We start from the raw sequence: 14,652 nt of genomic DNA on the forward strand, positions 1-14,652 counted from the left end.
GGCACGGGAGTTAAATCAGACGTTTCCTTCAATGATGTAGGTAGATTCTGCAATCAGGCAGATGATAAGCGGCGGACGGCATCGGCGATGTCGGTGGGCTGTGCCAAAATAGACCATCCATTTTTCCAGGAACACCCATGGACGCTGTCAAACCTGCGCTTATCCGCGAAACCTTCCCCGTCGGCCCTTTGCAGTGCAACTGCACGATCATCGGCGATCCGATAACGAAAAAGGCCATCGTCGTCGATCCGGGTGGCAATCATGAGCTGATCCTGGCGCGTCTCGATGCATTGGGGCTGAAAGTGGTCAGCATCATTCACACCCATGCGCACCTCGATCATTTCCTGGCTTCCGGCCAACTCAAGGAAAAAACCGGCGCGACCCTGCATTTGCACAAGGAAGACCAGTTTCTGTGGGACAACCTGGAAATGCAGTGCCAGATGTTCGGCGTTCCTTATACCCCGGTGCCGTCCCCGGATCGCTGGCTGGCCGATGACGAAGAACTGGCCTGCGGCTGTGGCGTGGCGCTGCACACACCAGGTCATACGCCGGGCTCCATGAGCTTCTGGTTTTCCGAGGCCAAGCTACTGATTGCCGGTGATACGCTGTTTCGTCGCGGCGTCGGGCGCACGGATTTGTGGGGTGGAGATCAGGCGACCATCGTGCGTTCGATCAAGCAGCGTTTGTACACCCTCGATGAAGAGGCGACGGTGGTGGCCGGGCATGGTCCGGACACTCGCCTGGGTGATGAAATGCGCGAAAACCCGTTTGTACGGGCCTGATTTGTAACGAGCGGAATTTTTACTCCAGTAAGTGATCCAACGCCCGCAAAGGCTGATGCCTTGCCAACGTTGCACCACAGAATGCAAAAAAAAGTAGGAGCTTTACATGTTCACCACGCGTCGTTTGATGATTGTCGCTACAGCTGTGGCCGTTTTGTCCGGTTGTGCTTCGCCTAACCCTTACGGCGGTCAGGGTCAGACTCAGGGCCAGACGGATAGCGGCTCCGAAGGCATGAGCAAGACCGCGAAATACGGTGGCCTCGGCGCTCTGGCCGGTGCGCTGGCCGGTGCTGCGATCAACCACGATAACCGTGGCAAGGGCGCACTGATCGGTGCAGCGGTGGTCGGTGCTTCCGCCGCCGGCTACGGCTACTACGCCGATCAGCAAGAGAAAAAGCTGCGCGCCAGCATGGCCAACACCGGTGTTGAAGTGCAGCGCCAGGGCGACCAGATCAAGCTGATCATGCCGGGCAATATCACGTTCGCCACCGATTCGGCGAACATTGCCCCAGGTTTCTATCAGCCGCTGAACAACCTGGCGGGCTCGCTGAAAGAGTTCAACCAGAACCAGATCGAGATCGTCGGCTATACCGACAGCACCGGCAGCCGCCAGCACAACATGGACCTGTCCCAGCGTCGTGCCCAGAGCGTGGCAACCTACCTGACCTCGCAAGGTGTCAGCGGTGCCAACCTGAGCGCTCGCGGCGCCGGCCCGGATAGCCCGGTGGCCAGCAACGCTGACGTCAATGGCCGTGCGCAGAACCGTCGTGTAGAGGTCAACCTCAAGGCGATTCCTGGCCAGCAGTATGGTGGCCAGCAACAGCAGGGTACCGTTCAGCAATACCCATAACACCGCAAAACAAAAAATGTGGGAGTGAGCCTGCTCGCGATAGCGGACGGTCAGTCAACATCACTGTTGAATGTGACGGTCCTATCGCGAGCAGGCTCGCTCCCACATTGGTTTTTGGGTGTTACGCCTGTTAGTTGGCTTCTTTCACTGCGCTGAGAAACGCGCAGGTCCGTTCCTGCTGTGGATGTTCGAAGATCTGCTCCGGCGTGCCCTGCTCGTGAATCTGACCCTTGTAGAAGAAGCACACACGATCGGCGAACTCCCGGGCAAAGCCCATCTGGTGCGTGACCATCAGCATGGTCAGGTTGTGTTCGGCGCCGAGCTTGCGGATAACGTTGAGCACTTCGCCGCACAGTTCCGGATCGAGCGCTGAGGTCACTTCGTCGAAGAGCATGACTTTGGGACGCATGGCCAACGCCCGGGCAATAGCCACCCGTTGTTGCTGACCACCGGACAGCTGTGAAGGGTAATGCCCCAGCTTGCTGCCCAGGCCCACCAGTTCCAGAAGGTCCGCCGCTCGTTCGCGTGCTTCGGCCGGCTTCATGCCCAGCACTTGCACCGGCGCCTCAATGACGTTTTGCAAGGCCGTCATGTGCGGAAACAGGTTGAAGCTCTGGAACACCATGCCGATCTTGCCGCGAACGCGACGGATATGCCTGTCGTTGGCAGGCACCAGCACGCCGTTGCGATTGGGCATGTGCGTCAACAAATCATCCTCGATGCGGATCAGTCCGTCATCGATGCCCTCAAGCGTCATCAACACCCGCAGCAGCGTGGATTTTCCCGAGCCGCTGGGGCCGATGATCGCGACTTTTTCGCCTGGAGTGACATCCAGGTTCAAGTGGTCGAGCACGGTGAAATTGCCGTAGCTCTTGGTGACGTCCTGGAAGCTGACAATCGGCTTGACCGGATTCGATTCAGGCATGGCACAGGCCCCTTGCGGATGCAGCGATGTCAGGTCGCCGCGCCGGGAAAGGTTGTTAGAGGTCGAGAGTGGAGAAATCATTAGCGTAGCTCCAGGCGCAGTTCGAGGCGCCGTACCAGATAAGCCAAAGCGATGCTCAGGGCGAGGAAAAACAGACCGACCATGGTGATCGGCTCCAGATAACGGAAGTTTTCGGAACCAATGTTCTTGGCTTGCTGCATGATCTCGACCACGGTAATGGCCGACAGCACCGGCGTGTCCTTGAGCATGGCCACCAGGTAATTTCCCAATGGCGGCAGGATCGGCCGCAGGGCCTGGGGCAGGATGATGTTGCGGTAGGCGCTGTACGGCGCGATGTTCAGCGCCGTAACGGCCTCCCACTGCGCCCGCGGCACGGCGTCGAGGCCGCCGCGGTAAACCTCGGCGATGTAGCAGGCGTAGTGCACACCGATGCCGATCACCCCCACCTGCATGGCTGTCATGCTCACGCCGTAATTGGGCAGCACGTAGTAGAGGAAATACACCTGGATCAGCAGCGGCGTGCTGCGGATGAATTCGATCACCCCGGCGGTCGGCCACGATAACCAGAACAGGCGACTGCGTCGGCCGATGGCCAGAAACAATCCCAGCACAATGGCGATCATGAAGCCGAGCAGGGTAATGCCCACGGTGTTCAGCGATGCCCGCAGCAAATCGGGCAGGATCTGCCAGGCATATGTCCAATCGAACAGGGTCATGACAGACCTCCACGCATCCGGCCGCGAGCCAAACGTCGCTCAACGCTGCGCATGCCGAGGTTGATCGCTTGAGCCAGAACGAAGTACATCACCAGCGCCAGGCTGAAGATTTCCAGGGTCTGGAAAGTGGCCTGGTCCAGTTGCCGGGCCCGGAAGCTGAGGTCCGACAGGGTGATCAGCGAGACCAGCGAAGTATTTTTCAGCAACTCGATCAGCAGGTTGGTGCCCGGTGGAATGGCCGCCAGCAACGCCTGGGGCAAAATGATTCGCCGAAAGCGCTTGTAGCCGCTGAAGTTCAATGCGGTCGCCGCTTCGTACTGACCTTTGGCAACGGAACTGATCGCACCGCGCATCACCTCCGCGCCGTAAGCGCCGATGTGCAGGCCGAGGCCGACAATGGCGACGCTGTAGGGGCTCAGTTCGAGATTGAACGGTGGTAGCGGCAACACGAAAAACAGCCAGAACAATTGCACCAGCAGCGACGTGCCGCGGAACACTTCAATGTAGGCGACCGAGAACCAGCTCAGCGGCCGCCACGGCGACATGCGCCCCAGCGCCGCCAGAATGGCCGCGACAATCGCCAGGATCGAGCCGAAGAAGGTCACCTGGAGCGTGACCCAGGCGCCTTGTATCAAAAGCGGAAGTAATTCACCCATTGTTCACACCTGCGTGGTTCAACATCCGGAGTCAGCAGGAAAATAGGCATCGCGCCGCAGCGCCATGCCTGTTTCGGCTATTGAGCGCAGAGCTCGGCAGCCGTTTTGCTGGTCACGTTGGATTTGTCAAAGCCGAACGGGGCGACCGTCTTGAGATGCTCTTCGGAGCCCAGCCACTTTTTCAGTTCGGCGTTGACCGCATCCCGCAGGTCCTTGTCTTCCGGGCGGAAGGCGAGGGCGCCGTAACCGGTATGCGACGGGTCATCCTTGAATTCGGTGACTGCTTCGACCTTTTCACCACCCTTGGCGGCCAGGCCTTTCATGGTCAGTTGGGTGCCTACGGCGGCATCGGCGCGACCGGCGCGCACGGCTTGCAACTGCGCGGTGGTGTCGGGCACCTGGAGGATTTGTGCGTCCTTCACCCCTGAGTCCCGCGCATATTTCAGGTTGACCGTGCCGGCCATGATCGCCAGTTTCACATCCGGGTTCCTGGCGATGTCTTCATAGCTGTGCAGGTTTTTCGGGTTGCCTTTGGCGGTCAGGAGGGCGTCGGGCAACTGGTATTGCGGATCGGTGAAGATGACTTGCTTGCAGCGTTCGGGCGTGATGTACATGCCCGCGGCAATCACGTCGAAACGACTGGCGCGCAGGCCCGGGATCAACGAGCCCCACTCGGTCAGCACGCCATCGACTTGCTTGATGCCCATTTTGGCGAAGATGACTTTGGCGATTTCCGGCGATTCACCGGTGACCCGGCCATCGGTCTCGGTAAAGGCGAACGGGGTTTCGTTGGCGTAGCCGATGCGGATGCTGCTGTTTTTCGTAATGGTTTCCAGCGTCGTGGCGTGGGCGCTGGCGGCCAGACCGAATATCGCACAAGCCACGAACAGGTGACGCAAGACATGGGGAGTGCGAGGAATGGAATTGCTCATCGATAAAATCTCCTGTTTCTTGTGGACCCGTCTTTGACGGCTCTGTGGTAGGAGGCAGTGTGACAAGAGCAAAGCGTACGAGGGCTGGTCCACCTGTTGAGCCGAAGCGTGGAGAGACAGTTCCGGTACAGATCGATTGATTGTTGTTGGCGGCGGGTTCCCCAGCCTGTGCATCGACCTTGTACCGAGCATACAAAAGCACTGTGCAGGATTGCATTGCACTAGGACAATTGCTTTGCATGGATTCTCGCGGGATGCTGTCGGCACTGGCAAACACGTGGGTTCGGCGCCGATGGACAAGTGGAAGGCAGCATTGGAAATCGCCCGCAGCGGCGAGTCGAAATACAAGATCCTGGTCCAGGCGATTGCCGACGATATCGAGCAGGGTGTGCTGGCCAATGATCAGCGGCTGCCACCGCAACGTAATGTCGCCGATGCCATGGGCATCAGTGTGCAAACCGTCACCAATGCCTACAAGGAGCTCGAGCGCCAGGGCTTGGTGAGGTGCGAGGTCGGGCGCGGCAGTTTTGTCTCGCGGCGAATGAGCGACCGGGTCGCCACTTATATTCTCGACAGCCCTGAACGGGCGCTGGTGGATTTTTCCATCACTCGGATCATGCACACCCGAGAGCATGACCAATTCTGGCGCGAAACCTGTCGCGAACTCAGCACCGAAGAGGATCAGCCCTGGATTCACGCGTTTCGCCCGATTGCCGGTTTCGAGTCGCACCGTGAAGCGGCGATGCACTGGATCGCACGGCAGGGCCTGCGGGTCGAACGCGACGACATCCTGATCACCAACGGCGCTGCCCACGCGATCTTTCTGGCCTTGGCATCCCTTGCCGGCCCGGATGATGTGGTGCTTTGCGAAGGGCTGACCGATCACGGTGTGATCGGCAACTCCCAGGTGCTCGGGTTTACCCTCAAGGGGCTGGAGATGGACCGACATGGCATCGACCCCGAGCATTTCGAGGACATGTGCAGCAACGAGCGCATCACCGCGCTGGTCTGTACGCCAAACCTGAACAACCCGACCACCAGTCTGATGCCGGACAGTCGTCGACGGGAAATTGCCGAGATCGCCCGGCGGTTTGGCGTGCACATTATCGAAGACGATGTGTACGGCCCTCTACTGGACGAGCGCCGGGCACCGCCGATCAGCCACTATTTGCCGGAACTGTCGTTCTATTGCACCAGCATGACCAAATCGGTGCTCACCGGTCTGCGCGTCGGTTATCTGGTGATGCCAAAGCGGCTGGCGTTGCGCACCGAAAGTATCTTGCGGGTCAACAGCTGGATGGCCACGCCCATGGTCGCGGAGATTGCAACGCGCTGGATTCGCGACGGGCGCGCCGACACCCTGGTGGACCTGCAACGCCAACTCTTGTCCGGTCGGCAAGCGATGGTCAGCGAGTACCTGGGCGAGTACCTGCTCGGCCAGCATCCCTATGCGTTGAGTGCCTGGGTCGGCATTCCCCCCCATTGGGAAGTCGACAGCCTGGTGCGGGCGCTGCGACACAAGCATATTGCAGTCACTTCGCCCGACCCGTTCACGGTGCGTGGCACGCCCAGGCCCCGGGCCGTTCGGGTGTGTGTCGGTGCCGAATGCAGTGACGACGAAATGCGCGACGCGCTGATGGGCATGCGTGAAATCTTCGGTCAGTACCCGCAGATCCATGATTTTTGAGCGGGCAATCGGTGCAAAAAAGTTTGTCGACTAAATTGCCCTAGTACATTCATCGCGACAATCCAGCCCTCTTAGACTGCGCCCAATACCTCATCGGGATGCGGTCATGTCAGCGCTACAGCTCAACGATATTTACCTCGCCCGCCAGCGCATCGCAGCACTGGTCCGGTGTACGCCCATGGAACATTCGCCCAGCCTGTCCCGGCGGCTGGGCGTGCCGGTGTACCTCAAGCTCGAATCCCAGCAAATCACCGGCAGCTTCAAGTTACGCGGCGCGAGCAATGCCGTGGCACAGCTCAGTGCCGAGCAAAGGGTGCGTGGCGTCGTCGCCGCGTCGACCGGCAATCATGGGCGGGCGCTCGCTTACGCCGCATCGCGCCAAGGCGTGAAGGCGACGATTTGCCTGTCGCATCTGGTGCCGGGCAACAAGGTACAGGCCATTCGCGATCTAGGCGCCGAAGTCTGCATCGTCGGCCAGTCTCAGGATGATGCCCAGCGTGAGGCCGAGCGGATTGCTTGTGAACATGGCGCGACGCTGCTGCCGCCGTTCGATCATCCGGCGATCATCGCCGGGCAGGGCACGCTGGGGCTGGAGATCCTTGAGCAGCAACCAGACGTCGCCCAGGTGCTGGTGCCGTTGTCCGGCGGCGGTCTGTTTGCCGGCGTGGCGCTGGCACTGAAAAGTGCCAACCCGCAGATCGTCACCCATGGCATCAGCATGCAACGCGGCGCGGCCATGCACGCCAGCCTCGCGGCCGGGCGTCCGGTGGAAGTCGAAGAGCTGCCGACCCTGGCCGACTCGCTCGGTGGTGGCATCGGCCTGGACAACCGTTACACCTTTTCCATGACCCGCGATACCTGCGATCACCTGCATCTGCTCAGCGAAGCCTCCATTGCCAATGCCATTCGTCATGCCTACCGCGAAGAGCGCCTGGTGCTGGAAGGCGCGGCGGCGGTGGGGATTGCCGCGTTGCTTGAAGGCCTGATCGAGCCCCGTGGGCCGGTCGTGGTGGTGGTCAGCGGACGCAACGTCGATATCGATCAGCATCTGCGCGTGCTGACGGGTGCCGATGCATGAATTCCCACAATAACGACTCAATGGAGTGCCGCGTTGATGAGTGAAATAACCTTGTTGAGCGAAGCGGATCTGCGTGCCTGCGTGGCGCTGGATTTGCCAAGCATTGAAGCCATCGAGCAGGCCTTCGTGCTGCTGGCCACCGCCGCCGTGGCCATGCCGCCGATTCTGCGCCTGGACATTCCTGAACATAACGGCGAAGTGGACGTGAAAACCGCCTATTTGCCGGGCCTGGAACGCTTTGCGATCAAGGTCAGCCCGGGGTTTTTCGACAATCCGAAACTCGGTTTGCCCAGCCTTAACGGCATGATGATGTTGCTGTCCGCTCGCACCGGTCTGCTGGATGCCTTGCTGCTGGACAACGGTTACCTGACCGCCGTGCGTACAGCGGCGGCCGGGGCCGTGGCGGCGCGGGCGCTGTCGCGAGAGGACAGCCGCAGTGTGGCGCTGATCGGTGCCGGTGAGCAGGCCGCGTTGCAGCTGCAAGCCCTGCGCCTGGTGCGGCCGATCGACAGCGTACGTGTCTGGGCGCGGGACTCCGCCAAGGCTCAGGCCTTTAGCGTCGAGCTGGCTCGGGACAGTGGCCTGGCAGTCAAACCGTGCGCGAGCATCGATGAGGCCATGGCCGATGTCGACATCGCGATCACCTGCACGCCGAGCCGCGAGCCGTTGATTGACGTGCACCATTTGCACCCTGGCCTGCACATCACCGCCATGGGCTCGGACGCCGAGCACAAGAACGAAATTTCCCCCCATGCGCTGGCGCAAGTCGACTGCTACGTGGCCGATCGTTTGAGCCAGACGCGCATCCTCGGTGAGTTGCATCACGCCCTCGCTGCGGGCGTCGTCAGCGACGAATCGGGCTTCGCAGAGCTCGGCCAGGTGCTGGCCGGCCAACGGCCCGGTCGCACGGACGCAACGCAGATCACCTTGTGCGATCTCACGGGCACCGGCGCCCAGGACACGGCCATGGCCAACCTGGCCTTCGAGCGTGCGCGCTCAGCGGGCAAAGGTTTTCAGTTCGGCAGTTAAACCGCTTTTTTCATCCGTGCGTCATTTATCAGAGGGCATGTGCATGTCTCAGATAGTCGTCAATCTTCCGTTCCAGCGGGAGGAATACGCCCAGCGTCTGGCCAAGGTGCGAGTGGCCATGCAGGCGCAGGGCATCGAGCTGTTGCTGGTCACCGATCCGTCGAACATGGCCTGGCTGACCGGCTATGACGGTTGGTCGTTCTACGTTCATCAATGCGTGCTGCTGGCGCTCGACGGCGAGCCCGTGTGGTTCGGTCGCGGGCAGGATGCCAACGGCGCCAAGCGCACGGTGTTCATGCAGCAAGAAAATATCGTCGGTTATCCGGACATCTATGTGCAGTCCCGGGAACGTCACCCGATGGATTACCTGTCACGGGAAGTGATCAGCGCCCGGGGTTGGGATGCGCTGACCATTGGCGTGGAGATGGACAACTATTACTTCAGCGCCGCCGCGTTCCTGTCGCTGCAGAAAAACCTGCCAAACGCCAGATTGATCGACTCGGTCGGGTTGGTGAACTGGCAGCGGGCGATCAAGTCGCCGCAGGAAATCGCCTACATGCGCATCGCCGCGCGCATCGTTGAAAACATGCACGGTCGAATCCTCGAGCGGATCGAGCCAGGCATGCGCAAGAATGAATTGGTGGCCGAGATCTACAGCAGCGGCATCCTCGGCGCCGACGGTCATGGCGGTGATTACCCGGCCATTGTGCCTCTGTTGCCCACCGGTGCCGATGCCAGCGCGCCGCACCTGACCTGGGACGATACGCCGTTCGAAAAGGGCGCCGGCACCTTCTTTGAAATCGCCGGTTGCTATAAGCGTTACCACTGCCCGTTGTCGCGCACGATCTACCTGGGCAAGCCGCCGCAGCATTTTCTCGATGGTGAAAAAGCCGTGGTCGAAGGCATCGCCGCCGGGCTTGAAGCGGCCAAGCCAGGCAACACCACCGGCGACATCGCGGTGGCGTTCTTCAAGGTGCTGGAGAAATTCGGCATCCACAAGGACAGCCGTTGCGGCTATCCGATCGGCATCAGTTATCCACCGGATTGGGGCGAGCGCACCATGAGCCTGCGTCCCGGCGACACCAGCGTGTTGCAACCGGGCATGACCTTCCACTTCATGCCGGGGCTGTGGATGGACGACTGGGGGCTGGAGATCACCGAGAGCATTCTGATCACCGAAACCGGCGTCGAAACCTTGTGCAACGTGCCACGCCAACTGTTCGTGAAGGAATGAACCATGAGCGAATTGCCTGACAACCCGATCAGCGCCACGGTGGATTTTACCCGTGAAGGCGTGCAGCACGGTTTTCTCAAACTGCCGTATTCCCGGGACGACTCGGCCTGGGGGGCGGTGATGATTCCGCTTACGGTGATTCAACGCGGTGAGGGGCCGACTGCGTTGCTCACCGGTGGCAACCATGGCGACGAATACGAAGGGCCGGTGGCGCTGAGCAAGCTGGCCCAGGGGCTGAGCGCCGCCGAGGTCAGTGGGCGGGTGATCATTGTGCCGTTCATGAACACCCCGGCGTTTCATGCCGGGCGGCGCACGTCTCCGATCGACAAGGGCAACCTCAACCGCAGCTTTCCCGGCAAGCCGGACGGCACGGTGACCGAGAAAATCGCCGATTACTTCACGCGTACCTTGCTGCCGTTGGCCGACATCGTGCTGGACATTCACTCCGGCGGTCGCACCCTGGATTTCCTGCCGTTCGCCGCTTGTCATGTGCTGCCGGACAAACAGCAGCAGGCGCAATGCGAGGCCGGAATGCGTGCCTTCAATGCGCCGTACAGCATGCGCATGCTGGAGCTCGATGCCGGGGCGATGTACGACACCGCCGCTGAGTCTCAAGGCAAAATCTTCGTCACGACGGAGTTGGGCGGCGGCGGTTCGTCGACGGCGCGCAGCGTGGCGATTGCCGAGCGTGGCGTGCGCAATCTGCTGGTGCATTCCGGGATTCTTGAGGGCGAGGTTCAGACAGCGCCCTCGATCATGCTCGACATGCCCGACGGCGATTGCTTCATCGCCAGCGAGCACGACGGCTTGTTGGAAATGTGCCGGGATCTGGGCGATAACGTGAACAAGGGCGACGTGATCGCCCGCGTCTACGACGCTACCCGCAGCGGCGTTGCTCCGGTGGAATACCGTGCGGCGCGCAGCGGTCTGCTGGCGGCGCGGCATTTTCCGGGGCTGGTGGGGTGTGGCGATACCATTGCAGTCATCGCCGATGTGTTGACCTGACCCAAACCCCCTGTGGGAGCGAGCCTGCTCGCGATAGTGCCAGCACATTCAATAGAGCCGTGACTGACATACCGCCATCGCGAGCAGGCTCGCTCCCACAGGGTTCCCCGTACATTCAGGAGATTCTCGGCCCATGCACAAACTCGATCGCTATGACCTGAAAATCCTGCGAATCCTCGCTGAAGACGGGCGTATCACCAAATCGAGCCTGGCTGAGGCGATCAATCTGTCAGTGACCCCGGCCTGGGAGCGTGTGCGCAAGCTTGAAACCCTTGGCCTGATCAAGGGCTACCGCGCGCAGATCGACTGGAACGCAGTGTTCAAAAGTCAGCAAGTACTGGTGGAAATCACCCTGGCCCGGCACACCGCGCAGGACATGCGGCGTTTTGAACAGCGCATGAACGAGGCTGCCGAAGTGGCGTTCTGCTACGCCACCGGTGGTGGCGTCGATTACATGGCGATGATCCAGGCACCGGACATCGATCATTACCAGCGCTTCATCGACCAACTGCTGCTCGACGACCTGGGCATAGAACGCTATTTCACCTACATCGTCACCAAGACCATCAAGACCAGCGGCGCGTTGCCGGCCGAACTCTCTCAAGATTCCTGAGCACACTGAAAACCCCTGTGGGAGCTAGCCTGCTAGCGATGACGTCGGCACATCCAACATTGATGTGACTGAAAGGGCGCCATCGCTAGCAGGCTAGCTCCCACAATGGTTTTGCTCCAACCGAAAAATCCGCTGTTCACCCCCGCTCAATCAGAAAAAACCACCTGCCGCACCCCGTTCAAACGCCAAATTCTCAACGCCCGGCTGACCTAGCATGGTTCCACGCACACGGATTGGAGTGAACGCCATGACTTACAAACATCCACTGCTGTTCAAGGCACTTTGCTACGTTGATGGCCATTGGGTCCACAGCGACAGCGGTCACAGTATCGCCGTGCATAACCCGGCCGATCAAAAACTCATCGGCCATGTACCGATGCTCGATCAGCCGCAAATTGTCGCCGCCGTCGGTGCCGCGCACCGCGCGTTCGCCGATTGGCGCGAACAAAGCCTGGAGGCGCGCGGGGTGATTCTGCGGCGCTGGGCGGCATTGATTCTTGAGCATCAGGAAGACCTGGCGCGGATTCTCAGCCTGGAGCAGGGCAAGTCCCTGGCCGAGTCCCGCGGTGAAATCGCCTATGCGGCCAGCTTCATTCCCTGGTTCGCCGAGGAGGCGCGGCGCCTTTATGGGCAGAACATTCCCAGCCACATCCCCGGCGCGCACCTGGGCACGGTCAAGGAACCGGTCGGCGTCTGCGCCTTGCTGACCCCATGGAACTTCCCCTCGGCGATGATCACCCGCAAAGCCGCCGCCGCCCTGGCTGCCGGCTGCACCGTGGTGATCAAGCCCGCCCATGAAACGCCGTACTCGGCGTTCGCTTTGGCGCAACTCGCCGAGGAAGCGGGTTTCCCGGCCGGCGTATTCAACGTGGTGCTGGGCGAGCCGCAAATGGCCATGCAAACCCTGGTGCAGGACAGTCGCGTGCGCTCGGTGAGTTTCACCGGCTCGACTCGCGTGGGTAAGTTGGTGCTGCAAGCGGCGGCTGCGGATGTGAAGAAGGTCTCGCTGGAACTGGGCGGCAACGCACCGTTCATTGTCTGTGCGGATGCCGATCTCGGGCTGGCGGTAAAAGTCGCGGTCGCCGCCAAGTTTCAGACCTCCGGCCAGGATTGCTGCGCGGCCAACCGCATCATGGTCGACCGCTCGATCTACCCGGAATTTCTCAAGGGATTTGCCGCGGCGGTGCGGGAACTGCGGGTCGGCCCGGCAATGCTGGGCGATCGGGAGCAGAACGTCGATATTGGCCCGTTGATGCATCAGGCGGCATTCGATATTACCGCCGAGCGCGTGGCCGATGCCCTGCAACAAGGGGCGCAACGACTGGTGGGGGGCGAAGCCCATGCGCTCGGCGGCCTGTTCTATCAGCCGACGGTGCTGGCCGACGTCACGCCGCAAATGCGCATCTACCGCGAAGAGAACTTCGCACCGATTGCCGGGGTGATGCCGTTCGACAGCCTCGATCATGCCGTCGAGATGGCCAACGACACCGAATACGGTCTGGCCGCCTACATTTGTTCCAATCGCCTGGACCTGATCTACCCACTGATTCGTCGTCTCGACCACGCGATGGTCGCGGTCAACGGCGTCAAGTTCACCGGCCATCCGATCCCGTTCGGTGGCATGAAAGCCTCGGGGCTGGGCCGTGAAGGCGGCACCGAGGGCTTCGAAGCCTTTGTCGAAACCAAATACTTCTGCCTGCACCATCAAGGCCAGTTCTGAGGAGATCTACCATGAGCCAAGAATTCGACACCCTGTTCGAGCAAGACCGTGCGCATTTCATGCACCCTTCGACCCACGCCCATGATCACGCCAGCGGGGCACTCAAGGGGCGCATCATCAAGGGCGCATCGGGCATCCGCATTCGCGACCACGAAGGCCGCGAACTCATCGACGCCTTCGCCGGCCTGTACTGCGTGAACATCGGCTATGGTCGCACCGAAGTCGCCGATGCCATCTACAAGCAGGCCAAGGAACTGGCCTATTACCACACCTACATGGGGCATTCGACCGAAGCGATCATCGAACTGTCGAGCCGCATTATCGACTGGGCGCCGGAAGGCATGAAGAAGGTCTACTACGGCCTCTCCGGTTCCGACGCCAACGAAACCCAGATCAAACTGGTTCGCTACTACAACAACGTGCTGGGGCGCCCGCAGAAGAAGAAAATCATCTCCCGCGATCGCGGTTATCACGGCTCGGGCATCATGACCGGCAGCCTGACCGGCCTGCCGAGCTTCCATCAGCATTTCGATCTGCCGGCCGAAGGCATCAAGCACACCGTGTGTCCCCACTGGTACCGCAAGGCGCCGGCCGGCATGGATGAAACCGCATTCGTGCGCTATTGCGCCGACGAACTGGAGAAAATGATCCTCGCCGAAGGCCCCGACACCGTGGCGGCGTTTATCGGCGAGCCGTTGATGGGCACGGGCGGCATCATCGTGCCGCCGGCGGGTTACTGGACTGCGATTCAAGCCGTGCTGAATAAGTACGATGTGTTGCTGATCGCCGACGAAGTGGTCTGCGCCTTTGGTCGCCTTGGCTCGAAGATGGGCAGTCAACGATACGGCATGCGCCCGGACCTGATTACCACCGCCAAAGGCCTGACCAGTGCCTATGCACCATTGTCGGCAGTGATCGTCGGCGAAAAAGTCTGGGATGTCATCGAAAAGGCGTCCGAATCCCAAGGTGCCATGGGCCATGGCTGGACCTATTCCGGACACCCGATCTGTGCCGCGGCGGCGCTGGCCAACCTCGATATTCTGGAACGGGAAAACCTCACGGCCAATGCCGAGAAGGTCGGCGGCTATCTCAACCGTCGGTTGCGCGAAAGCCTGGAAGGGCATCCGCTGGTGGGCGAAGTGCGCGGCGACGGCATGCTCGCAGCGGTTGAGTTCATGGCTGATCGCGAACAACGCACACCGTTCGATGCAGCACTGAAAGTCGGCCCGAAAGTCTCGGCGGCTTGCCTTGAACGCGGCATGATTGCCCGAGCGATGCCCCATGGCGACATTCTTGGCTTCGCGCCGCCGCTGGTTCTCACCGAAGCAGAGGCGGACCTGATTGTTGGCATTACCAAGGACGCGATCGATCAGGTGGCCAGTGAGGTTTTGGGCTGATCATCTT

At 60.8% G+C, this 14,652-nt stretch carries 14 protein-coding genes; 10 read left to right on the forward strand and 4 right to left on the reverse strand.

Annotated features, from left to right (window positions below; all coding sequences use genetic code 11):
- Positions 1–137 precede the first annotated feature (137 nt).
- Together BSF44_RS10605 and BSF44_RS10610 are read left to right on the forward strand one after the other, a co-directional pair.
- On the forward strand, positions 138–782 hold the full coding sequence (locus BSF44_RS10605; RefSeq protein ID WP_095943460.1) for an MBL fold metallo-hydrolase: 645 nt from the start codon (positions 138–140) through the stop codon (positions 780–782).
- A 106-nt stretch (positions 783–888) separates the two neighbouring features.
- Positions 889–1,632, forward strand: coding sequence for an OmpA family protein (locus BSF44_RS10610; protein WP_095943461.1), 744 nt, complete (start codon positions 889–891; stop codon positions 1,630–1,632).
- 130 nt (positions 1,633–1,762) lie between these two features.
- Here BSF44_RS10610 and ehuA read toward each other — a convergent pair whose 3' ends face one another.
- From ehuA to ehuB, 4 genes are all read right to left on the reverse strand, one after another.
- Positions 1,763–2,557 carry an ectoine/hydroxyectoine ABC transporter ATP-binding protein EhuA gene (gene ehuA, locus BSF44_RS10615; protein WP_095943523.1) on the reverse strand — a complete coding sequence of 265 codons (795 nt, stop codon included), beginning with the start codon at positions 2,555–2,557 and terminating at the stop codon, positions 1,763–1,765.
- An 80-nt stretch (positions 2,558–2,637) separates the two neighbouring features.
- Positions 2,638–3,294, reverse strand: a complete 657-nt coding sequence (gene ehuD, locus BSF44_RS10620) for an ectoine/hydroxyectoine ABC transporter permease subunit EhuD (protein WP_095943462.1) — start codon at positions 3,292–3,294, stop codon at positions 2,638–2,640.
- Positions 3,291–3,950 carry an ectoine/hydroxyectoine ABC transporter permease subunit EhuC gene (ehuC, locus tag BSF44_RS10625; RefSeq protein ID WP_095943463.1) on the reverse strand — a complete coding sequence of 220 codons (660 nt, stop codon included), beginning with the start codon at positions 3,948–3,950 and terminating at the stop codon, positions 3,291–3,293. Before ehuC ends, ehuD begins: the two co-directional genes overlap by 4 nt.
- A 77-nt stretch (positions 3,951–4,027) precedes the next feature.
- On the reverse strand, positions 4,028–4,882 hold the full coding sequence (gene ehuB / locus BSF44_RS10630) for an ectoine/hydroxyectoine ABC transporter substrate-binding protein EhuB (RefSeq protein WP_095943464.1): 855 nt from the start codon (positions 4,880–4,882) through the stop codon (positions 4,028–4,030).
- 292 nt (positions 4,883–5,174) lie between these two features.
- On the opposite strand from ehuB, the gene BSF44_RS10635 reads away from it, so the two are divergent.
- The 8 genes from BSF44_RS10635 (at position 5,175) to BSF44_RS10670 (ending at position 14,645) form a co-directional block, all read left to right on the forward strand.
- Positions 5,175–6,569 carry a PLP-dependent aminotransferase family protein gene (locus BSF44_RS10635; protein WP_095943524.1) on the forward strand — a complete coding sequence of 465 codons (1,395 nt, stop codon included), beginning with the start codon at positions 5,175–5,177 and terminating at the stop codon, positions 6,567–6,569.
- 106 nt (positions 6,570–6,675) lie between these two features.
- Positions 6,676–7,647, forward strand: coding sequence for a hydroxyectoine utilization dehydratase EutB (gene eutB / locus BSF44_RS10640; protein ID WP_095943465.1), 972 nt, complete (start codon positions 6,676–6,678; stop codon positions 7,645–7,647).
- Positions 7,648–7,683: 36 nt separating this feature from the next.
- Positions 7,684–8,676, forward strand: coding sequence for an ectoine utilization protein EutC (gene eutC, locus BSF44_RS10645; RefSeq protein ID WP_095943466.1), 993 nt, complete (start codon positions 7,684–7,686; stop codon positions 8,674–8,676).
- 43 nt (positions 8,677–8,719) lie between these two features.
- Positions 8,720–9,910 (forward strand): ectoine hydrolase DoeA, encoded by a 1,191-nt coding sequence (doeA, locus tag BSF44_RS10650; RefSeq protein WP_095943467.1) that lies wholly within the window; start codon positions 8,720–8,722, stop codon positions 9,908–9,910.
- A gap of 3 nt (positions 9,911–9,913) precedes the next feature.
- Entirely contained in the window at positions 9,914–10,915 is a 1,002-nt protein-coding gene (gene doeB, locus BSF44_RS10655) for a N(2)-acetyl-L-2,4-diaminobutanoate deacetylase DoeB (protein ID WP_095943468.1), read from the forward strand.
- Positions 10,916–11,048: 133 nt separating this feature from the next.
- Positions 11,049–11,528 (forward strand): Lrp/AsnC family transcriptional regulator, encoded by a 480-nt coding sequence (locus BSF44_RS10660; RefSeq protein WP_095943469.1) that lies wholly within the window; start codon positions 11,049–11,051, stop codon positions 11,526–11,528.
- Between the two features lie 247 nt (positions 11,529–11,775).
- A complete protein-coding gene (locus tag BSF44_RS10665) occupies positions 11,776–13,248 on the forward strand; it encodes an NAD-dependent succinate-semialdehyde dehydrogenase (RefSeq protein WP_095943470.1) in 1,473 nt (490 codons plus the stop codon).
- A gap of 11 nt (positions 13,249–13,259) precedes the next feature.
- Positions 13,260–14,645, forward strand: a complete 1,386-nt coding sequence (locus BSF44_RS10670) for an aspartate aminotransferase family protein (RefSeq protein ID WP_095943471.1) — start codon at positions 13,260–13,262, stop codon at positions 14,643–14,645.
- Positions 14,646–14,652 lie beyond the last annotated feature (7 nt).

This window comes from Pseudomonas sp. ACN8, from assembly GCF_002303925.1.
Lineage (GTDB): Bacteria > Pseudomonadota > Gammaproteobacteria > Pseudomonadales > Pseudomonadaceae > Aquipseudomonas.

Bases quoted from the DNA above. Each gene is read 5' to 3' on its own strand.
- BSF44_RS10605 (WP_095943460.1), top strand. From the start codon at position 138: ATGGACGCTGTCAAACCTGCGCTTATCCGCGAAACCTTCCCCGTCGGC.
- BSF44_RS10610 (WP_095943461.1), top strand. From the start codon at position 889: ATGTTCACCACGCGTCGTTTGATGATTGTCGCTACAGCTGTGGCCGTT.
- ehuA (WP_095943523.1), bottom strand. From the start codon at position 2,557: ATGCCTGAATCGAATCCGGTCAAGCCGATTGTCAGCTTCCAGGACGTC.
- ehuD (WP_095943462.1), bottom strand. From the start codon at position 3,294: ATGACCCTGTTCGATTGGACATATGCCTGGCAGATCCTGCCCGATTTG.
- ehuC (WP_095943463.1), bottom strand. From the start codon at position 3,950: ATGGGTGAATTACTTCCGCTTTTGATACAAGGCGCCTGGGTCACGCTC.
- ehuB (WP_095943464.1), bottom strand. From the start codon at position 4,882: ATGAGCAATTCCATTCCTCGCACTCCCCATGTCTTGCGTCACCTGTTC.
- BSF44_RS10635 (WP_095943524.1), top strand. From the start codon at position 5,175: ATGGACAAGTGGAAGGCAGCATTGGAAATCGCCCGCAGCGGCGAGTCG.
- eutB (WP_095943465.1), top strand. From the start codon at position 6,676: ATGTCAGCGCTACAGCTCAACGATATTTACCTCGCCCGCCAGCGCATC.
- eutC (WP_095943466.1), top strand. From the start codon at position 7,684: ATGAGTGAAATAACCTTGTTGAGCGAAGCGGATCTGCGTGCCTGCGTG.
- doeA (WP_095943467.1), top strand. From the start codon at position 8,720: ATGTCTCAGATAGTCGTCAATCTTCCGTTCCAGCGGGAGGAATACGCC.
- doeB (WP_095943468.1), top strand. From the start codon at position 9,914: ATGAGCGAATTGCCTGACAACCCGATCAGCGCCACGGTGGATTTTACC.
- BSF44_RS10660 (WP_095943469.1), top strand. From the start codon at position 11,049: ATGCACAAACTCGATCGCTATGACCTGAAAATCCTGCGAATCCTCGCT.
- BSF44_RS10665 (WP_095943470.1), top strand. From the start codon at position 11,776: ATGACTTACAAACATCCACTGCTGTTCAAGGCACTTTGCTACGTTGAT.
- BSF44_RS10670 (WP_095943471.1), top strand. From the start codon at position 13,260: ATGAGCCAAGAATTCGACACCCTGTTCGAGCAAGACCGTGCGCATTTC.